18 protein-coding genes are annotated in these 20,254 nt (G+C 60.2%); 7 read left to right on the plus strand and 11 right to left on the minus strand.

All coding sequences use genetic code 11. The features are described from left to right. Positions 1 to 25: 25 nt before the first annotated feature. From AC1DUN_RS17215 to AC1DUN_RS17225, 3 genes are read right to left on the minus strand one after another with little or no spacing between them, the layout of a single operon-like run. The gene (locus AC1DUN_RS17215; RefSeq protein ID WP_477715016.1) at positions 26 to 2,875 is read right to left on the minus strand and encodes an ATP-binding protein; all 2,850 of its coding nucleotides are present in this window, start codon (positions 2,873 to 2,875) and stop codon (positions 26 to 28) included. Further along, on the minus strand, positions 2,868 to 5,717 hold the full coding sequence (locus AC1DUN_RS17220) for an ATP-binding protein (protein WP_477715017.1): 2,850 nt from the start codon (positions 5,715 to 5,717) through the stop codon (positions 2,868 to 2,870). The genes AC1DUN_RS17215 and AC1DUN_RS17220 overlap by 8 nt, the downstream gene beginning before the upstream one ends. Positions 5,718 to 5,740: 23 nt before the next feature. Next, a complete protein-coding gene (locus AC1DUN_RS17225) occupies positions 5,741 to 7,987 on the minus strand; it encodes a TonB-dependent receptor (RefSeq protein ID WP_477715018.1) in 2,247 nt (748 codons plus the stop codon). A 299-nt stretch (positions 7,988 to 8,286) separates the two neighbouring features. Here AC1DUN_RS17225 and AC1DUN_RS17230 point away from each other — a divergent pair, with 299 nt between their 5' ends. After that, on the plus strand, positions 8,287 to 9,519 hold the full coding sequence (locus tag AC1DUN_RS17230; protein ID WP_477715019.1) for a hypothetical protein: 1,233 nt from the start codon (positions 8,287 to 8,289) through the stop codon (positions 9,517 to 9,519). A 20-nt stretch (positions 9,520 to 9,539) separates the two neighbouring features. Then, a complete protein-coding gene (locus AC1DUN_RS17235) occupies positions 9,540 to 10,337 on the plus strand; it encodes a hypothetical protein (protein ID WP_477715020.1) in 798 nt (265 codons plus the stop codon). Between the two features lie 38 nt (positions 10,338 to 10,375). Here the strand turns inward: AC1DUN_RS17235 and AC1DUN_RS17240 are convergent, their stop codons facing one another. After that, a complete protein-coding gene (locus AC1DUN_RS17240; protein WP_074579614.1) occupies positions 10,376 to 11,017 on the minus strand; it encodes a LuxR C-terminal-related transcriptional regulator in 642 nt (213 codons plus the stop codon). Positions 11,018 to 11,363: 346 nt separating this feature from the next. Between AC1DUN_RS17240 and AC1DUN_RS17245 the strand changes: the two genes are divergently transcribed. The 4 genes from AC1DUN_RS17245 to AC1DUN_RS17260 all read left to right on the plus strand — a co-directional run bounded on the left by AC1DUN_RS17245 (position 11,364) and on the right by AC1DUN_RS17260 (position 14,964). Beyond that, positions 11,364 to 12,608: an MFS transporter gene (locus AC1DUN_RS17245; protein WP_477715021.1), complete on the plus strand. Its 1,245-nt coding sequence runs from the start codon at positions 11,364 to 11,366 to the stop codon at positions 12,606 to 12,608. A gap of 91 nt (positions 12,609 to 12,699) precedes the next feature. Continuing rightward, entirely contained in the window at positions 12,700 to 13,476 is a 777-nt protein-coding gene (locus AC1DUN_RS17250) for an alpha/beta fold hydrolase (protein ID WP_477715022.1), read from the plus strand. A 512-nt stretch (positions 13,477 to 13,988) separates the two neighbouring features. Further along, entirely contained in the window at positions 13,989 to 14,231 is a 243-nt protein-coding gene (locus AC1DUN_RS17255) for a DUF2933 domain-containing protein (protein WP_477715023.1), read from the plus strand. A 64-nt stretch (positions 14,232 to 14,295) separates the two neighbouring features. Then, positions 14,296 to 14,964 carry an L-2-amino-thiazoline-4-carboxylic acid hydrolase gene (locus AC1DUN_RS17260; RefSeq protein ID WP_477715024.1) on the plus strand — a complete coding sequence of 223 codons (669 nt, stop codon included), beginning with the start codon at positions 14,296 to 14,298 and terminating at the stop codon, positions 14,962 to 14,964. A 122-nt stretch (positions 14,965 to 15,086) separates the two neighbouring features. Here AC1DUN_RS17260 and AC1DUN_RS17265 read toward each other — a convergent pair whose 3' ends face one another. Then, positions 15,087 to 15,617 carry a cupredoxin domain-containing protein gene (locus AC1DUN_RS17265; protein ID WP_477715140.1) on the minus strand — a complete coding sequence of 177 codons (531 nt, stop codon included), beginning with the start codon at positions 15,615 to 15,617 and terminating at the stop codon, positions 15,087 to 15,089. Between the two features lie 45 nt (positions 15,618 to 15,662). Beyond that, positions 15,663 to 16,118 (minus strand): hypothetical protein, encoded by a 456-nt coding sequence (locus AC1DUN_RS17270; protein WP_477715025.1) that lies wholly within the window; start codon positions 16,116 to 16,118, stop codon positions 15,663 to 15,665. A 97-nt stretch (positions 16,119 to 16,215) separates the two neighbouring features. Here AC1DUN_RS17270 and AC1DUN_RS17275 point away from each other — a divergent pair, with 97 nt between their 5' ends. Continuing rightward, positions 16,216 to 17,142, plus strand: coding sequence for a LysR substrate-binding domain-containing protein (locus AC1DUN_RS17275; protein ID WP_477715026.1), 927 nt, complete (start codon positions 16,216 to 16,218; stop codon positions 17,140 to 17,142). Positions 17,143 to 17,265: 123 nt separating this feature from the next. Here AC1DUN_RS17275 and AC1DUN_RS17280 read toward each other — a convergent pair whose 3' ends face one another. Genes AC1DUN_RS17280 through AC1DUN_RS17300 form a run of 5 tightly spaced genes read right to left on the minus strand, consistent with a single transcriptional unit; the run spans position 17,266 to position 20,228 of the window. After that, a complete protein-coding gene (locus AC1DUN_RS17280) occupies positions 17,266 to 17,622 on the minus strand; it encodes a copper-binding protein (protein ID WP_477715027.1) in 357 nt (118 codons plus the stop codon). A 12-nt stretch (positions 17,623 to 17,634) separates the two neighbouring features. Continuing rightward, on the minus strand, positions 17,635 to 18,120 hold the full coding sequence (locus AC1DUN_RS17285) for a DUF411 domain-containing protein (RefSeq protein ID WP_477715028.1): 486 nt from the start codon (positions 18,118 to 18,120) through the stop codon (positions 17,635 to 17,637). Positions 18,121 to 18,145: 25 nt separating this feature from the next. Beyond that, positions 18,146 to 18,643 carry a cupredoxin domain-containing protein gene (locus AC1DUN_RS17290; RefSeq protein WP_477715029.1) on the minus strand — a complete coding sequence of 166 codons (498 nt, stop codon included), beginning with the start codon at positions 18,641 to 18,643 and terminating at the stop codon, positions 18,146 to 18,148. A 13-nt stretch (positions 18,644 to 18,656) separates the two neighbouring features. Beyond that, positions 18,657 to 18,794, minus strand: coding sequence for a hypothetical protein (locus AC1DUN_RS17295; protein WP_477715030.1), 138 nt, complete (start codon positions 18,792 to 18,794; stop codon positions 18,657 to 18,659). Positions 18,795 to 18,815: 21 nt separating this feature from the next. After that, positions 18,816 to 20,228 carry a multicopper oxidase family protein gene (locus AC1DUN_RS17300; RefSeq protein ID WP_477715031.1) on the minus strand — a complete coding sequence of 471 codons (1,413 nt, stop codon included), beginning with the start codon at positions 20,226 to 20,228 and terminating at the stop codon, positions 18,816 to 18,818. Positions 20,229 to 20,254 lie beyond the last annotated feature (26 nt).

Below are 20,254 nucleotides of genomic sequence, written 5' to 3' on the forward strand. Positions count from 1 at the left end.
GGGTGCGATCCTCAGCGGCAAGAGCTCAGCCGGATGCGGATCTTTTTTGCGCCAGCTCGGCCAACAACGATGCCGCAGCTCTCAGGTCTCCAGTGCCATGCCCTTCCTGGAACCGCGCGTAAATTGCCGCAAGCGCTTCGTGTGCCTGCTCATACCTGCCGCTCAAGCCCCAAACCCGCGCCAGGCTCATGGTCGCGCGCAGCTCCCAAGCCAGCGCGCCTTGTTGCTTCGCCAACGCTTTGGCCTCTTCCAGTAGCAAGCATGCCGGCGCAAATGCCGCGGCGTCACCGGATTGCAGCAATGCCTCTGCCTGACTCCTCAGTGCCTCGGGAGCACACCATCCGAGCGAGCCGGCACGCACACGCCTGAGCGTGTCCTGCCCCAGCAAGGCGGTATTGAAAGTACACAGGTGGTCGCGCATCTTCGCGCTGGACGGCTCCGTGGCCTCAACCAGGCTTTGAAGCCGGGAAGATATCCCGCCGTCGGTCTCAACAGCAAGACTGAAGGCCGTCTCCCACTCCTGCCAGAAACTGAAATTAAAGCTGCGCGCCACTTGTCGAAGGCAACTTAGCCTTGTGCGCGCCGCCACCATATCCCCTCGCCATAGTGCGATGGGAATGGCCGCGAGCGCATAGACCTGGCAGAGAACCGCCGAATTGTCATCGTGGGTCAGAGCCAGGGCCTGTTGAACAAGTTCCTCGGCCTGCTCCGGCATCCCCATGATCCATCGCTCCCGGGCCATGACGATGCGGATCGAAACACCCATCGCCACATAAGACCCATAGTATTTAATCGGAATTCCGAGTGCCTGGTTGGCGTACACATACTGGATCGGTTCCACCGCTTCGGCGTACCGACCCTGAAAGTGCAGCGACTGCGCCAACATCCTGGAGCCTATCAATTTGCATACCGGATCCGTTGCAAGCACTGCCACACGAAGCATCTCCCGTGACCAATATTCACTCTCCATGTACTCGGCCATCTGGAGCGCAATGCTGAAATGCACGATCATGGGAGCAGCGGCCAGTTCAGGCATGTCGGCAGCGTACGACATGGCGATAGCCCGGTTCAAACGCTCTGCATGCACTTGCTGGTCCTGGGGTAGCTTGTGCGGCAGCAATAGCGGAATGGACAACAGGCGTATCACGGTCTCTGGGTCGGCGTCAGGTATTCGGGGGAGGGCTTCCACCGCTTTGTTGGCCCACTCGTCATACTCCAGCAGCAGTGTGGTCTGAGTTCCCAGGGCGACTGCCGACAAAGCCAATTCCAGGCTGAGGCGAATGTCACGCTGAGAGGAAAAAGCCCAATTTGAGGCGGCCCGCAGGTCGTCGGCATAGAAGCTGTAGGTTCGTCGCCACTCTTGCCTCGGCAAAGTCGTCCATACTTTTTCGGCATCGCGCAGGACATCGCGCACATACAGCGCATGTTGCCGTGCCACTGCGTCGTGTTCGGAACTCAGGGCCAATTTTTCCCTCGCATAAGCGCGGCTGGTATCCAGCAATCTGAGCACCGCATGGCCCCGAGCGTCGCTGCTGGCAAGCAAGGACTTGGCTATCAGGTTCAGTATGGTTTCAGTAATCTCGTCGGGGTCGTCTTCCTGGAACGAGACTACCCGACTGGCTGCATCCAGATGGAAGCCTCTTGGAAAGATGGCCAGCCGGCGAAACACAGTCTGCTCCAGCCCGGAGAGCAATCCGTAGCTCCAGTCCAACATGCGGGCCAAGGTCCGGTGTCGCTCAGGTCCTCGATGGATGGGGTTGGCAAGGGCCAGTAAATGTATTTGCATCTGCCCCACAAGTGCTTCGGTTCCCAGGGTGGGTGCGTAAGCCGCGATCAGCTCGATCGCCAGTGGTATGCCATCCAGCTGCCGGCATAAGGCCACCGCGGATGCAACGTTGCCGTCCGTCAATTGGTAGTCTGGCGCACTCCGACGCGCGGCCTGGGCGAATAGCTGAATGGCCGGGAAGTTCAACGCTTCGTTCGCCGACAGATGGTTCTCGATATCGGGCAAACCCATCGGATCCAGACGGTGCAGGCGCTCACCGAGCGACTTCAGCGGCTCCCGGCTGGTCGCGAGGACATGAACCTGCGGGCACGCCGACAAGATTTTCTCGACCAGATTCGCCACGGGTCCCACGATGTGTTCGCAGCTGTCCAGCACCAGCAACAGATGCTTTCCGCGCATCAGATTGATCAGGACCGTCGCGTCCGAAACCATCTCTACTTCCATGGCCGAGGCGATGGTGCCTACCAGCAGCCGCGGCTCCGTGATGGGCGCCAAGTCGACGAAACTCACGCCATCGGCGTAGCCTGTGCTCAACAGTTGCGCAGTTGCGATGGCCAAGGTCGTTTTTCCCAGCCCCCCCGCTCCCAGGACGGTGACCAGGCGGTGCTGAGACAGCTTGGCGGCAACTTGGTGAATGGCCTCTTCGCGCCCGAACACCGGCGCTCGCCTCGCGGGTAGGCGCGATGACCGGTGTGAGGCGGTCTCAGGTCCGTCGACGGCCTCCACCCCCACCGAAGCGGGCAACACCAGGCTGAATCCTTGTGCGGGGTGAAAAGCGATGTAGCCCGCAGCCGGAGACAGCGCTTTCAAACGCCTGTTAAGCCCGGCAATGCGGGACCACAACCGGTTGTTGCTCCCAGCGACCAAAGCGCCCATGTGCATGGCCAGCGCGGATCGGCTCACCGCTTCGCCAGACTGCTCGACCAGGACGGACAAGATCGCCAGGTCCCCGCCGTCCAACGCCAGCAATTTCCCGTCGAAATGGAGTTCGCCCGCGGCGGAAAACCACTGATAGAGTCCATAGGCGGGGCCGTCGGCAGCATCACCGGCGGCAGCCCTGCGGCTGTCGATACTGTTTCGGTCAGGCATGCTGTGCAACGCTGCTCGCCAGTTGCGACTCCAGCTCACGCATCAGCAAGCGGGCTGCGGTGTGGTCTGCGGTCTCGGCTCCTTCCGAAAACTGATTCAAGGTTCGCGCCAGAAGCGCTTGACCTTTGTCCAGGTTTCCCCGAAAGCTCCACAACCTGGCCAGACTGTGCGCACAACGCAGTTCCCACGACAAGGCGCGTTGCTGTTGTGCCAATTGCAAGGCTCGGTTCAGAATGGCCTCGGCCTCATGGATTCCAGAAGGCCCCGATTTCTTGTACAGGCTCTCTGCCTGCGCGCGCAGGACTTCAGGCGCGCACCACCCAGCCATGCCGCTTTCAGCGCGGAGCACGCTGTCCACCGTCACCAGATCAGTACACAGCGTGGCCAGCATGTCCGAGCTGACCGGGTTGGACGAATCTTTCAACGCCGACAGCACGTCGTTGGCGTCCATGGGACGCCGATGCATGGCCCAGCCCATGTGCAAAACGCGGTGCCACGCTTGCCAATAGCTCTGTGAATAGCGCACGGCATACTGTCCCAACGAGCCTAGCAATAGTTCGGCCCGGGCGTCACCTCGCCAAATGGCAATCGGCACCGCCGCGAAAGCCATTGCGTAGGGGTAGGCCGATGGGTGTTCATGGACGCTTAACTCGACGGCGCGCTCCGCCACCACGACGGCTTGGTCTACGAGCCCCTGGATCCAGAGGATGCGCGCGAGCATGATGCGCATGGAAACTTGCGGGGAGATTTGATGGTAATACCGGCTGGAGGGGTGGTCGACGGGATCCTCCAGTACGCGCTCAATGATCGCTCGAGCTTGTTGGTGTTCACCGAGGTAGTGGCAACTGAGCATCATGAATCGGTCCGACAGCAGCTTGGCGGAGGGGTCATAGGGATGCTCGGCTATTTGGCCAATGCGTGCGGCGACCTCCTTGGATCTTCTGTAGTCTCCAGACCCGAACGAGCGGGTGCACATGCTGTAGAGCGCCTCCACGGTATACCGCGGCGAGTTGGTCTCCTCGATCAGCGCAGTGATGCGGGTGAAGATTTCCTCCTGGCCGGCAGCACTGCTGACTGCCAGGCTGTTGGAAAAACACAAAGAAGCAAGCAATCGCAGTTCAAGAACCGGGGGTAGTGCGGCCACCCGTCTCATGGCTTCCATGGCAACTTTTACGCGGGCCAGGTGAATGTCGAAATTGTCCAGTTCGTAAGTTAGTTCCAGCGCGGCACATGTCAACATGACGCCGAGAAGATCGTCACCTCCGGGCGAAAATGCCCAGTCGAGCCCGGCGCGCACGTCGTCCTGGCACGTGCCGTAAATGGCCATCCATTCTGATCGCGGAATTTCGGTTTTCTTCATGCGGGAGCGATCAAGGAATGCTTGAAAGTGTTGCGCATGGCGGCGTGCAAGTTGCCGGGCTTCACCGCTGCCCTCGAGCTTTTCTTTCGCATAAATGCGCGTTGTCGACAACAAACGGTACTGGATGACGTTTCCGCTGGTGTCGGTGACCACGAGCGACTTGGCCGCCAAGCTGGCAAGGCTATCGATGACGTCCGACGGCCCGACGTGATCGAACGAAACAACGCTGATGGCTGATTCCAGAGCGAACGACGAGCTGAACACGGACAGGCGCCGCAGCACGATACGTTCGAACTCATTGAGCAGGTCGTGGCTCCAATCGAGCAGCGCCTGCAGCGTCTGATGACGGGGCAGCGCGGTACGGCGCCCCCGGCGCAGCAGCCTGAACATGTCATCCAGTCGATTGACAAGGCCTCGCAGGCCAAGGCTGTCGATGCGACCGGCAGCCAGCTCAATAGCCAGCGGCATACCGTCCAGTTGCTGGCACAGATGGGCCACCAGCGGATAGTTATCGGGAAGCACGGCAAAGCGATCGTTGTCTGCGGTGGCACGCTCGATAAAGAGCTGCAGCGCAGGGTACTTGATGGCCTGCTCAAGACTGTCGGACACCGAAACGTCCGGCAGGCCAAGTGCGGCCAGCCGGTATACCCATTCGCCCTCGGATTTCAGCGGCTCCCTGCTTGTCGTGAGCAGATGGATGTCAGGCGCACTTCTGGCGATATGCTCGGTCAGTTGTGCCGCACCGTCGATCACGTGTTCGCAATTGTCGAGGACGATCAGCATCCGGCGTTCGGCCAGGTAAGACCGCAACGCGAGCAATGGGTCCCTGGCTGGAAGCGAGATCCCCAAGACGGAGGCCAAGGCGTTCGAAACCAAGGCGGCGTCGGTGAGGGGCGCGAGATCCACGAACCACACACCGTCGACGTAGTTGGCCAGTCGCTCTTCCGCAACCGCGAGCGCCACGGTGGTCTTGCCCATGCCCCCGGCCCCCACGATGGAGACGAAACGCCTGGCCTCCAGATGTTTGTGCAGGTCGGACACCGCGTCGGATCGCCCTATGACCTTGGACAGTCGAATCGGCAGGTTATGCATGACCGCAGGAGCAGCCTTGGGCACAGCTTCTGTGGAGAGCGAAGGCTCTACGGCATGCTTGATGGCCATGACAAAGCTGTATCCACGGCCAGGCACGTTCAGAATGTAGCGCTCACTGACGCCGCCATCGCCGAGCGCTTTTCGCAGTGCGGAAATATGCACGCGCAGACTGGTGGCCTCCACCACCGTGCGGGGCCAGACGTAGGACTCCAGTTCCTCGCGGCTGACGACATCGCCGGCCCGGTCAACAAGGACGATCAGCAGATCCATGGCCCGGCTACCCAGCCGAACCGGCTTTCCGGCTTCGATCAGCAGCTTACGGTGTGGATAAAGCAGGAATGGGCCGAACGACAGTGCGGTATCCGGGGAAGTAGCGCGTGCGTCTGTCATGGGAATTCCTGAAGCGATAAGCCCTAGAAACTGTATCTTGCGGTCAGCAAGGCGGTCCGTGGAGCGTTATAGAACACCGAATCGACCCCTACCGGAGCAATGCGGGTGCGTACGAGAGCATAAGTCTTGTTCAGCAGGTTCTTGATCCTGAGCGACACACTCCATCGCCCGTTCGGGTCGGTGTAGGTGGCATCCACATTGACATAGGTCTGCTCCGGCGACTTCAGGTCGGGCGTGTTGGCCACGTCGGTGAATTGGGGTGCGGTGTATTGCACGCTGCCAGTCAGCGCCAGGGCCCCGCCACCCGACATGGGCACCAGGTGACGCAAGCTGGCACTCAATGACACATGAGCCGCATAGGGAAGATCGTTGCCGGTAAAGTTGCTGGCAGCAGCTCCGGTGGGGTTTGCAAATTGATCAAATCGCGCTTGCAGAAATTCAGCCGCCAGTGTCCATTGGGTTTGGCGCGCGAGCTGGCCGGCCAGTTCCACATCCAGGCCATAGGTCTTGGCCCTGCCCGCATTGACCAGCACGGGATCCGTTACCACCACCCCGTTGACAACGCTGTTGGACAGCGAAGCCAGGTAGTCCCGGTACTGGTTGTAGAACAACGCGGCGCTGGCCGTGAGCTTGCCGTCAAAGAAGCGCCCCTTGCTCCCCAGCTCATAGGTGGTCACGCGCTCAGGATTGGCCGCTACCTGCGCGGACAGCAGGGACTCGGCCGCGCGATTGAAGCCGGCAAATTTTGCGCCTTTGGTGTAACTGCCGTAGAGGAATATGTCGGGTGTCCACTGATGCTCAAGGCTGATCCGGGGCAGCAGGCCGCTTGTTGCGGTAGACAGGTTGTTGGCGTCGTACACCTGTGTCGTTCGCACCTGTTGAGCCTGCGTCAGCCAGAATCGGTTGAACCCGGTTTCCTGGGTGTGATATGCGCGCAAGCCCATGGTGAGTGCCGTTTGCGCTGAAAACGCATGCCGGAGCTGGCCATAAAGGCCGACATCGCGTGTCTGCTGATACGTCTGTGCTTCGGTGTATCTGGTAGCCGGTGCACCGGGCGGTGTCGCCGCAAGAAAGCGATCGAATGCGAAGTTGTCCGCGATAAACATCAGCCCTACCGTCCACTGGTTTGTGCCGGCGTCGCGCTGCAACTGCAATTCTTGAGACAACGTCCGCTGTTCCACGGTCTGGGACAATGTGTACCGCTGCACGGCGAGTCCGCCGAAGTCGGCCACTGTCGGGTCATCACGGTAGCCGCGCAATGCCGTGATGGACTTGAACACGGTGTCCGGGTTGACTTGACTGGTGATCTTCAGCGACGTACCGCCTGCGATGCGCTTGAAGGCGCCAGCGTCCACCGCGGTAAAAGTGACGCGTGGGGCTGCTCTTGGATCATTCAAAGGAAAGTTCGATGTGTTGGTGTCCGACGTGTCTTTCAAGCCGTCAATAGACCACACCACACTATTTCCGCCGGATGTCTGCCATCGGAATTTCGCTCGAAATTGCGTGGCGTCGAGCCTGTTAACGTCTTTATTCAAGGTGGCGTTGTGGCCAAATCCATCGTTGCTACGGCGGGAAAAGGCGATGCTGGCGGTTGTCGGCTCCTCGGCCGTTCCACCTATGGCGCCGGTTGCAAAGCCATGAACTTCTCGCGCCCCCTGGCTGCCAAAGCCCGCGGATAGCCAAGCCGAGCGTTCAACAGTGGGATCGGCAGAGATGAGCTTCACCGCGCCGGCCGTCAGATTTTGTCCATACAAGGTTCCCTGCGGCCCGCGCAACACCTCAATGCGTTCCATGTCCGGCAGGTCCCACAGGGCGTTGGCATAGCCGCGCACAAGCGGCACATCGTCGACGTAGATCCCCACCGCCTGACTCATGGCCGGTAATGACACGCCGACCCCACGGATGCCTACGGCCTGCGGCTGATTGCTAAAGCCATTCGGCACTGCAACGCCAGGTACAAGCGCCACCAAGTCACTAAGTTGGGCTACGCCCTTGGCCTCGATCTCGGCCTCGCCCACCACGCCCACAGACATCGGCGTTTTGCGCAACACGGTTTCGCGGCGCTCAACGGTTACCACCACTTCCTTGAGAGATGGAGTCGCTTCTGAATCTTCGACCGGCAAGCCCTGCGCATTGACCTCCGTTAACCCTGAGACCACCAGTAACGGAGTGAGCAGTCCCGCTGCCACACGTCTGCACGCCCGATATGTTCTTTTTTGCATTTGAATTCCCGCCACGATGGCCCATTTTCGGCACTGATCCAGAATCATGCAGCGCTGCATTGCGTGCAGTGTTAATCGTTGTGAATTTGATTTGGAAGCGGCTCAAACGGGCGTCGTTTCGGGTGATTCGAAGCATTTCCGCTGCGAAAGGTTGTTAAAGAACAACACCGCTTGCAGCAGCGACGTTCCCGCTACTGCCGAGACCGCTCCATCCAAAAGAGGTAACAAAAAGGGGCCTCTTGGCCGATAGACCTGGCCGGGCCGCGCGAGAGATAGTTGCCTGGCGCGGATGGCTGAAGGCCGCGCAGTTCCCAACGCATTTCATCCACTATTTGTAAAAGGCCGATATGACATTCAAGCCTCTACTAGTGCTGGCAGCTATGACGCTGCTATCTCACGTTAACGGGGCGCTCGCCAGTGAGCGCATCGCTTCCGCCACCAAATTGACCTTTGGCGATGCGAGCACTCTGTTTATTGCGGATTGGAAAAATGGGCGCATTCATGCGGTTACCGTTCCGATCTCTACGGCAAAGGCGGACGCCCCTGCGCCCTTCAATCTAAGCGACATCCAAGGGCCAATCGCCGGCGTGCTGCGCGTGAGCCGCAGTTCGCTTCGGTTTGAGGACATGGTGGTGCAGCCTGGCACCGGCCTTGCGTACGTCGCAGTGACCATTCAACAGGGCAAGGCGACGACCCAGCCCGCAGTGGTGACGATTAACTCCGCGGGCAAGGTTCAAAGGATTGATCTGGCGAATATCGCCCAAAGGTCCACTGCAGTTACCGACCTTCCAGGTGCAGACGCAAATTTCTGGCGTACCTTGCCGTATCGAAGCCTGACGGTTACCGACATGAAGTTTTACGAGAACAAACTGTATGTCGCGGGGCTGTCTAACCAGGAATTCGCATCCACGCTGCGTGTATACGACTACCCATTCACCGGCAAGCCTTCAGCTACGACGGTTGAGATTTACCACCCAGTCCATGATCAGATCGAGACGCGGGCACCCATTCGGGCTATGACCATCATGTCACTGTCGGGTGTGCCCACCTTGGTGGCCGCTTATACCTGCACGCCGCTCGTCACAATTCCGTTAACCGATCTGAAAGCCGGCACGCACATTACCGGCAAAACCGTGGGTGAGCTCGGTTGGGGAAACGCGCCGACCGGCATTGTCACGTTCAGCGCTGGAGAGGAAAACTATGCCCTGATCACCAATAGCAGCCGCGCCGCGGACCTGCTTTCGTTTTCGGTGATTTCGGATGCCGCCGCCAAGCCAGGGTTGAACACACCCATCAAATGGCCGACAGAGCCCTATCTAGGGGCCAAATCAGTCATGGTGCCTATGAGCACCGTTATGCGGCTGGACAACCTCAGTAAAGAGCTTTTGCTGGCGCTCCGGCGCGATGAGGCATCGGGGCGGATGCAACTGGTATCCATTCCCAAAGGCGCCTATTTGCGTTTGAGCGATTTTGTCAATGAGTACGACTTCAAAGATTACAAATACCCGCCTAACGACAAGTGGAGCGGTTACCACAAGTATTTCCGTGCCATCGAAGGTTTCTCCGAGCTGTCTCAGTGAGAAAAAAGGCGGGGCAGCTTATGAAAGTGGTGTTCACATCAGCACTGACCATTGTCATTGCCACGATGTGCGGCGCTGTGAGCAGTGCCCCGAAGATTCTGCCGTCGGGCGAGAGCGTGCCTGAAAATCTCTTGCGGATTGAACTGGTATTGGACAGGCCCCTGGGAGGTGTGTTGGACATTTCCCGCGTTTCACTGATGGATGACAGGGGAAATCCAATAGCTGGCGCTTTTTACGACATCCCGCTGGCCAGCCCAGACGGGAAGCGAATTGCCATACTGATGCATCCCGGGCGCGTTAAAACGGACGTTGGGCCCAATAGGCAAGCAGGCTTGGCGCTTCGGAACGGCCAACGCGTCGCCATGACCATCGCCGATCCCCAGCTTCCTCGTCCCATTAGAAAATCGTGGAACATATCACCTGCGATTCGTGCCCGGATCGATACCCAGGCGTGGCGGCTCCTATTGCCCAAGCCTGGCGGTCGCGAGCCTCTGGAAATCCAGTTTCCTGCCGCGCTGAATGCGAACGCCAAGGACCTGATTGCGGTGTCAGCCTCGGATGGACGGCGCCTGGAGGGGCGCGCGACCTTGTCACAGGGGGAAAGGCATTGGCGATTTCGACCCGAAACGGTTTGGAAGTCGGGTCATTTCGAGGTACGGGTGCATGCAAGCCTCGAGGATCCTCAGGGCAATCGCATGTGCGCGGCCTTCGAACAGGCCGGGCAAAGCGCGATCGCCTGCGACGAAGATGCCCGGATTCCTTTCGAGGTCATCAATGAGACGGCGCGACGGGGACTCCGAAAATTGCGGGAGCTCTAAACATGGGCGCCTGCCGGGGAGCGCTACCGACGCCCCCACTAGGCAGAAGTTGCTACCCTCGGCGACGCGGCCACGTCGGCCGGCGAAGATGACAGCAAACCCCGCCGCTCAGCCAGCTTTGCGACCTCTGTTCGGCTCTTGGCTCCGAGCTTTTCAAAAATCGTCTTGAGGTGCGACTTGACGGTGCCGACTGCGATGTCGAGCTCGCGGGCGATCACCTTGTTGCCGCAGCCTTCAACAACAAGGCGCAAGACCTCGACTTCCCGGTTGGTCAAAGTCGCATGTGCCATGCTGTCCGCCAGACGCCGAGCCGCAGGCGCGCACAGGTGGCGCATCCCACGGTGCACGGTCCGAACCGCGACCATCAGTTCTGGCAGGTCGCATCCATGAACCAGGTAGCCTCGCGCGCCTCGCTCCAGGGCTGTCCTGATCTCCCACTCGCTTTCGCGAGCGGTCAGTATCAGTACTTTTTGGCGATAGGGGGAGGCGCTGCCCTCCGCCTTGGCCTCGTCGATAAGCTGCAGGCCCCGTTCGTAATCTGCGACGACGACATCGGCATTGGCTTCGCCCTGCGGCACCCAGGCTAGATCGGGCTCTTCGCCAAATGCCGCCTTAAGCCCGGTGCGCACCAACGGGTCGCTGCAAAACACCTGCACCCCGATCCTGAGGGAATTAAGCATGGTCTGACTCCACGGTTCCTATCGGCGGGCGAAATGCACGCCGGTGGTGTAGCCGATGATCGTTCCTCTCCTTGCCGAGGGGGAAGTGAATTGCTGTGAATTCCATTTGACGCCCTATGCGGAACACTACACGGTGTGAATTTGTGTGAATGCAACCCGCCTGAGCGCGCGATTTCCTTGCATCACGCCGGCAAGCGCGGTAACTCCTCCAAAAGGAGGACGTGCACATCTCCCATTACGCCGCCATGAAGGCCTTGTTTCCGGGAGATGTGACGACTTGAGCCCGTCCGTATTCTTCAATCAAACCACTAACGCTTCAGAAAACGGCCACCACGGACGACATTCAATGAACAAGCCGGGCACCTTCACCTCGAGCTCGCCGATTCCGGTCGGCAAGCGGTCCTCCATGGCCATCTACGCGCTGACGATAGGCGCCTTCGGGATTGGCACGACAGAGTTCGTCATCATGGGTTTGCTGCTTCAGCTAGCGGCAGACATGCATGTCAGCGTACCCACGGCGGGGCTGCTGATCTCGGGCTACGCATTGGGCGTTTTTGTGGGTGCTCCGGTACTGACGGCGTTGATGAGCCGTGTGCCGCGCAAGAAGGCGCTTCTGGTCTTGGTGGGAATCTTCACACTCGGAAACATGGCCTGCGCGCTGGCACCCAACTATGTGGCGCTTATGGTCGCCCGCGTCATCACCTCACTTGCACACGGAACATATTTTGGCATTGGCGCCGTCGTAGCCACGAGCGTGGTGTCGGCAGATCGCAGGGCGGCAGCGCTGTCAACAATGTTCACTGGACTCACGGTAGCGACCCTCCTGGGTGTGCCGGCCGGCTCGTGGCTCGGGTTGCATTTTGGATGGCGTTCCACGTTTTGGGCGGTATCCGTCATCGGCCTTGTAGCGATAGCCGTCCTTGCCATCTTTGTGTCGGCGAAAGAGGCTGGCTGCGGTAGCCGTGTGTCACTACGGGAGGAATTCACGGTCCTGGGCCGAGCTCATGTGTTGCTGGGACTGGGAGCGACCGTCTTTGGCTTCGCTGGCGTGTTTGCAGTCTTCACATATGTTCAGCCCTTGCTGACGCAGGTCACGGGATTCGTGGAGTCGCAGGTCTCAGTGATTTTGCTGATGTTTGGCGTGGGCATGGTTTTGGGGAACGTCATCGGTGGTCGCTTGACAGACCGCGCACCGGTGCGAATGCTGCTTGGATCGCTCACGGCATTGGCCGTCATCCTCGTGTTGATGGGGTTCGCCATGGAAAACCGTGTGACCGCAGTCCTTTTTGTCGGACTGCTTGGCACAGGAGCGTTTTCTACAGTGGCGCCACTACAGCTGCGAGTGCTGAACAAGGCGCAGGGGGCCGGGCAGAGCATGGCTTCCAGCCTCAACATCGCTGCGTTCAACCTCGGAAACGCCCTGGGAGCATGGCTGGGTGGTGCGGCCATCATTCAAGGAGTCGACCTGGCGCACCTTCCATGGGTGGCCGCAATACTGACACTGTCCGGCTTGGCCTTGGCCGCCTGCAGTGTTCTAAAGGAGCGAACTTTCGATCTCAAAAGATTGCCCTCGGGCGTAGCCGCCGGATAAGCCGCTAAGCGCCGCCGCGCCCGAATCGACCGGCCTTGACTGTTTCATCAACCGCGCTGACGGGGTCGGCGCATTTTCCAAAGGAGATTCCATGTTCAAGTTAATCCCGCGTACCCTTGTGGTCGGCATATTGGCCTTCTCGGCCGTAAGCGCAGGGGCCGCCGGCCCCAAGCCGACGATCGTCCTTGTCCATGGCGCTTTTGCCGGCTCGTCCAGTTGGAATGGAGTCGTTGCGGAGTTAACCAGGCAGGGCTACCCCGTCGTTGCAGCAGCCAACCCCTTGCGCGGCGTGGCAAACGATGGTGCGTACGTGGCGTCGCTGATGAAGTCAATCGCCGGCCCGGTTGTGCTTGTCGGGCACTCATACGGCGGCTCGGTCATTTCGGCCGCAGCCAATGGTCTCGACAAGGTCAAAGCACTCGTGTTCGTCGCAGCCTTCGCGCCCGCCGAGGGCGAGAGTGCGCTGGCCTTGACCGGGAAATTCCCGGGTTCGACGCTGCCGCCGGCCCTGGCTGCACCAGTGCCACTTCCCGATGGCGGTGAAGACCTTTACGTCCAGCAAGCCAAGTTCCCGCAACAGTTCGCAGCGGACGTTCCTCTCGCCGAAGCCAGGGCCATGGCGGCCACACAGAGGCCGGTCAAGGCAGCGGCCCTGCAAGAAGCCTCTCCCGCGCCGGCTTGGAAGTCAATTCCCAGCTGGGCCATTTATGGTACGGATGATCTGAACATCCCGCCAGCAGCGATGGGCTTCATGGCCGAGCGTGCCCAAGCCAAGAAGACTGTGGTGGTCAAAGGCGGATCCCATGCGCTGATGGTTTCGCATCCCGCAGAGGTGGCTGCACTCATCCAGGAAGCAGCGGCAAACTGACGTCCATCGCAAGTTGAGTCTGAATAACGTGTTGCCGCCGAATTTCCGGTGGGGGTTGCGGGCACGAATCCGAATCCATGCATTTCAGAAGGGGTCCGCCGCTGTTTACGACTTCAGGTTCGTTAGTTGTAAATTCTTAACGCCGCGGACCCGCATGGATCTTCGGCCCCTGTGTACGACTTTAATTTCTCAGAATAACGCCGCCCGGCGAGGCCGCCAGGTTTATCGGTTTTGGAGAGCGCTCATATCGCGAAGCGATGTGATGTGATCACCAAACGCCCCTCGCAATCTTGCAAAGAGCGTGCCTGTTGAATGATGGTCACGGTGCGCGCAAGCGCGCACCGTGGGCCCGGTCTCATCCGGCCGCAGGTACTCCTTTGCTGCTTCGGCGGCACCCGAGCGGCAAGTGCTTGCAGATGCGGCTGCGGCCCCCGAAAGTCCGTCTCGGTTGATGCAGGTCAAGTGCCCGCACCGGCCGCCGGCGCATGCTGCGGGTAACTCAGGAGCCCCCCATGGACCCGCATCACACCCGCCCTTCATTCTGGAAGACGCCCTTCGGCATCGTCTCCACCATCGTCGCCCTGGTCGCGAGCGCCTGCCTATGGGTCGCACACCGGGATCACGTGCTCGCCCTGCTGCCCTTTGCACTGCTGGCCGCCTGCCCGCTGATGCATGTCTTCATGCACCACGGACACGGCCATGGCGGCCATTCGCACGCCGGGAGCCAGGACAGCAATGGCCCGCGAAACGGCTAAGACAGCCGAGCCCGCCTCGGGGCGGGACGGCAGGCGTGGAAGAGGACTCGCGCAGGTCCGCAAAATGAATGCCACTTCTCACCTGGACCCGGCTCTCGAGGCCCGTCGCCGCCTGGGAACCCTTCTTGTCACGGTGCCAGGCTTGCTGAACCGACATTTGCGGCCAGTGCTGGGGTGGCACCGTTTCGTCTTCATTCCAAAAGTGTTCGCCCTTGCCGGGACTTACAAGAAACAATTTTCCAGGCCGGAAGACGACGCGCAGCTGCGGCGCGTTAAAGCTACTTTCCTGCTGGTCGGTATCCTCTACAACGAGCTGGCGAAAATGAAGGGCGCCGAACGCGCATTGTCGACAACACAATCCTTCCTGCATGACCTGGGTTGCGCCGTGCAGCGAAAAGCCTACTTCCCGCCTGACGGTGAGGCCAGGACTTGGGATTATTTTCATGATGCGCATGAGACGCAGATGCGAGAGGGCTTCATCAGCACGAACGAGAATGACGGTATCCACCGTTCGGACGAACGGGTCGCGCTCGACATCGTTCGCTGCCGATTCCACGAGTGCTTCAGGGACATGGGCAACCCGGCCATCACACTGGCGTTCTGCCGCTCTGACGAGACGGTGTTCAACGAATATTCGCCGATGATGCGCTTCCACCGGGGGCCCGCGCCGGCGAACACGATTGCGCGCGGGGCGGCGCGCTGCACGTTCATTTATGAACGGCAGTCTCCCTGAAGCCGAGGCGGATCGTGCTTGTTACGCAGTTGCCGCAGCCTGGCGGAAGATGCGAGGAACGGCCTCCCCGGAGCGCCTGACAGGGCTTTGGGCGTCACCTTGACGGTGCACCACGCTCGCAGTTAGTGCTTGTGAGCCTTGCCGTGGCCGTCGCTCTTTTCCGCGGCAAGGACCTTGATCTTGCCGACCATTCCGGCTTGGTAGTGGCCGGCAATCAGACATGCGAAGTCGAAATCGCCTGAGCGGTTGAAGGTCCAGACCAATTCACCGGCCTCGCCGGGCGCCACATGGGCCATGTAGGGCTCGTCGTGCTCCATGGCCGGAAACTTCGCCATCAGGGCGGCGTGCTCGTCAAGCTCCTTCTTGTTGCCGATCACCATTTCGTGCAGCATCTTGCCGCCGTTCTTCACGACGAACTTGACGGTCTCGCCCTGTCTGACTTCGATTTTGTCCGGGGTGAAGCGCATGCTGTCCGTCATGACCAGTTCAACCGCGCGGTCGGCCGCCTTGGCGTCGCCCGCGATGCCCCAGGCCTTCTGTTCCTTCTTGACCGGCCCGGTCTTCTTCTTGCTGTGGTCTTCGCCTTCATGAGCCGCGGCTCCCTGCGACACGCCCATCAGTGCCGCGGCCAGCAGTGCGATTCGTACTTTCATCTGGATGTCCACGATTGCGTACATTTGCAGCAGTCTTTTGGCGTCTTACCTGGACGGGGCAGCCTCGATCAGCTTGAGCGCCTGCTTCATGCTCTCCACAGCCTCGGTCTCCAACGCTTCATAGACCGGCTTCTCGTGATTGAGCTGCGCGAAGATCTCGCGGGCCTTGGCGACTTTCGCCGGGTCGTTGATCTTGGGGTTGGCCAGTGCCGCCTCGAGCCGCTTGTACTCACTGGAAAGGAACGCGGGCTGCTCACCGAGTTCGCGCAGGCCGGCGTTGGTGAGGCTTCGAATGCGCAGCAGCATCTTGACGTCAGCCTGGTCCATCTGGCCCTGGGCACGCTCCAGTGCCAGGCGCGCCTGGATTGCCTCGTTGCTATCGAGCTTCTTGCTCGCCGCGACTTGCTGGTATCTGGCGATGTCCGGGCCGAAATCGTGCGCCTGGGCGCCGGCCATTCCCTGCACCAGCGCGGCTGCAATAACAGCGATTCGAATGTTCATGTCAGTTTCCTCTTGGTGGGTTGAACGCATTTGCAGTCTAAGATCGACTCTATAAGATATTGGATAGATTTGTTTTCACTCAATAATGGAAAGTTATATGCGTGTGAATGAGATCGAGACCTTCCGGGCCATCATGTCGAGCGGCTCGGCGCGCAAGGCTGCCGGCCTGCTGGGCGTGACGCAACCTGCGATCAGCCAGTCGCTCAAGCGCCTGGAAGCCGAGGCCGGCTTCGCCCTCTTTCAGCGCTTGCGCGGGCGGCTGCAACCCACCCCCGAAGCGAAGGCCTTGCTGGTGGAGGTCGAGCGCGTATTCGTTGGCCTGGGAGCGATTGAACATCGTGTCAAGAGCCTCAGGGAATTCGGGGTCGACCAATTGCAGGTGGCCTGCTATCCCGCGTTCGGACTTGGTTTCATGCCGCGATGCCTGAAGCAACTGATGGCCTCTGCCGCGAAGGGTCCCCGGCCCCATGTATCCCTGCAGATCCTCAGCTCAAAAGAAGTGAAAGATCGGGTCGTATCCGGGTTGGCCGACTTCGGATTGATGGCCGATGAGGTGTCCGTGGACGGCCTGGAGCCGACGACATTCGCGACATTTCCCGGCGTGGTCGTGATGAAAAAAGGGCACCCGCTCGCCAGGCACAAGCAGATCCGGCCGGAACAGCTTGCCGAGTTGCCTTTCCTGGCGTTGAATCCCGAAGATGCATCGAGGCGGAGGTTGGACGCGAAGCTCGCCGAGCATGGTGTCACCCTGTCGGTGTCTGTTCACACGCCCTATGCGGTCAGCGTGTGCGAGATGGCGCTGCACGGCCTCGGCGTGGGCGTCGTCAATCCGATCACGGCGCTGGATTACGCCGACCGCGGCCTGGTGGTGCGCAAGTTGAGCGTGGATGTGATGTTCTCGTGCCTTTTGGCGATCCCGGCGGGCCAGGTCTTGTCGGGCACCGCGAAAAGATTCCTGTCGCTCATGCGGGCTCAACTGAAGGCCGACGAACAAAAACTGCAGGAGTATTTGAAGGCGGCTTGATCAACATTCGAACAGGGAGCGGCGGTTTGACGCCATGCCCTTGACCGGAGCGCATCAGATCCAATGGGTCGATGCCCCGGGCCCGCCGCGGACCGTCACCGACCCACGGCGACCCGGGTCGCCCTATTGGGTTGGCTGAATTTCCGTGACCACAATAGCGCCGCCAGCAGATTCGGCCCTGAACCGGATCTTGTCGCCCGCTTTGACGGTGTCCAGCATGGCTGCGTCCTTGACCTGAAACACCATGGTCATGCCCGGCATGTCGAGATTTTTGATTTCGCCGTGCTTGATGGTGATCTTCTTGGCTTCTTTGTCCACCTTGCGGATTTCCCCATCGGCCATCTCGGTCGAAGGTTTCGCAGCCTCTTTTTTCGCTTCACCCATCGGCATGGCGCCGCTAGCGGGCTTCGCGGTCGATTGCGCGTGTGCGGCGCCGGCAAACAGGGCAGCGAGGATCAGAAGGGTTTTGAGGGATTTCATGGTCAGTTCCTTTCAGGAAGCAGTGGAAGATTTTGAGAAATAAGACTTAAAAATGCTGGTGCTGCCATCGGCTTTGACCAGCAGCACGTCATAAGCGTCTTTGCGTTTTCCGTAGACGGGGCCGTCCATGCCCGGTGAGCCCACGGGCATGCCGGGCACCGCCAGGCCGACCGCTTTCGGGCGTTCTGCCAACAGGCGCTGAATGTCACGGGCAGGCACATGGCCTTCAAGGGCATAGCCGTCCACCTGCCCGGTGTGGCATGAGCCCAGCTTGGCAGGAATGCCGAGCCGGGCCCTTGCCGCCGTATTGCCGCTGTCGTGGACCCGCACATCAAAGCCGCTGTCCTCCAGGTGTTTCACCCAGTCTTTGCAGCAGCCGCACTCGGGGTCTTTCCAGACTTCGACCAAGGGACGGGTTTTGGCGGACACCGCGCCACCCAGACCGAACTGGGCGCCGGCCATTATCGAAAGAGCTTTGAGAAACGAGCGTTTTTGCATGGGGTCCTCCGTCGGGATTCAGGTGTTATTTGGAAGCCACCACCGTGACTTTGCCCATCATCCCGGCCTGATAGTGGCCGGCGATCAGGCAGGCATAGTCAAAAGTGCCTGGCTTGTTAAAGGTCCAGATGATTTCGCCGGTCTTGCCGGGGCCAACGTGGGCCATGTAAGGCTCCTCGTGCTCCATGCCGGGAAACTTCATCATCAGCGCGGCATGGTCGTCCAGGTCCTTTTGGGTGCCTAACACCATTTCGTGCATGGTTTTCCCGCCATTCTTGATGACAAATTTGATCGTCTCGCCTTGCTTGACTTCCAGTTTGTCGGGATCGAAGCGCATGTTGTCGGTCATGGTGAAAGTCACTGTGCGGGTCACGGTTTTAGCATCGCCGGCAATGCCCCATGCCTTCTGTTCCTTTTTAACGGGGCCTGCCTTTTTGGCGTGGTCTTCGTCGCCGTGCGCCATGGCGAACGTGCTTGTGCCGGCGATCAGAACGGCGAGGATTGCGGTGTTGATTTTCTTCATGGGATTCCTTGGGTTAGCGTTGATGAGAAGGTGAAGGGGAAGAGTCAGCGGACGCGGTGTACACGCGCAGCTGGGCATGGCGACTGACCTGCTCCGAAGCCAGGCGTTCGGTGCAGGGAAGGGAGAACTTGAGAGCCGTTGTGTATTTCATGGGTTTTCCTTGGGTAGGGGATCAATGCTTCATGCCGCCCATGGGCTTGCGCACCTGGACCTCCACTTCCTTGGCGGGCATGTTCTGGACCGGCATGGACTTGCCGCCCTCCGCGGCAAAGCGCGCGGGATTGGGCAAGGAACCCGTCCATTCATAGGCCACCTCACCGGCGGGGTGCTTGTACCAGCCCGGATCCTTGTAATCGCCGGCCTTCTGGTCCTTGCGCACCTTCACCACCGAGAACATGCCGCCCATCTCGACCGAGCCGAAAGGTCCGGTGCCGGTCATCATGGGCGCGGTATTGTCGGGAAGGGGCATTTCCATCTCGGCCATGTCGGCCATGCCGCGTTCGCCCATCACCATGTAGTCGGGAATCACGTTGGTGATCTCCCGGGCGACCTTGCGGTGATCCACACCAATCATGGTCGGCACGTCGTGACCCATGGCATTCATGGTGTGGTGGCTCTTGTGGCAATGGAAAGCCCAGTCGCCTTCCTCGTCAGCCAGGAACTCGATTTGCCGCATCTGGCCCACGGCGACATCGGTCGTGACCTCGTACCAGCGCGTGGATTTGGGCGTTGGTCCGCCGTCGGTGCCGGTCACCAGGAACTCGTGCCCGTGCAGGTGAATCGGGTGGTTGGTCATCGTCAGGTTGCCGATGCGTATGCGCACCTTGTCATTCTTGCGAACGACGAGAGGATCGATTCCTGGGAACACGCGGCTGTTCCAGCTCCACAGGTTGAAATCGAGCATGGTCATGATCTTGGGGGTGTAGGCGCCTGGATCAATGTCATAGGCATTGAGCAGGAACACAAAATCGCGGTTCACCTCATCGATCAGCGGGTGCTTGGCCTTGGGATGGGTGATCCAGAAACCCATCATTCCCATGGCCATCTGCGTCATCTCGTCGGCATGCGGGTGGTACATGAAGGTGCCGGGGCGTTTGGCCACAAACTCGTAGACAAAGGTCTTGCCCACGGGAATGGCCGGCTGGGTCAAGCCCGATACGCCATCCATGCCGTTGGGCAGCCGCTGGCCGTGCCAGTGCACGCTGGTGTGCTCCGGCAGTTTGTTGGTGACAAAGATGCGCACCCGGTCGCCCTCGACCACCTCAATGGTGGGCCCGGGCGACTGGCCGTTGTAACCCCACAGGTGCGCCTTGAAGCCGGGCGCCATCTCTCGCACGACTGGCTCCGCCACCAGGTGGAACTCCTTGACGCCGTTGTTCATGCGCCAGGGAAGCGTCCATCCATTGAGGGTCACCACCGGGTTGTAAGGCCGACCGGTGTTGGGCACCAGGGGCGCCATGGTGTCGGGCTTGGTCTGCAGCACGGGTTCGGGCAGTGCCGCCATGGCGACCCTGCTGACCGCAGCGGCGGCCACCGCGGTGGTCAGCGCGCCGGCGCCGGTCAGGAAATTTCTTCTGTTTGTCATTTGGTTTTCCGTAAATTGTTGGGGCC

The sequence above is a fragment of the Polaromonas sp. P4_F6 genome, assembly GCF_056401275.1.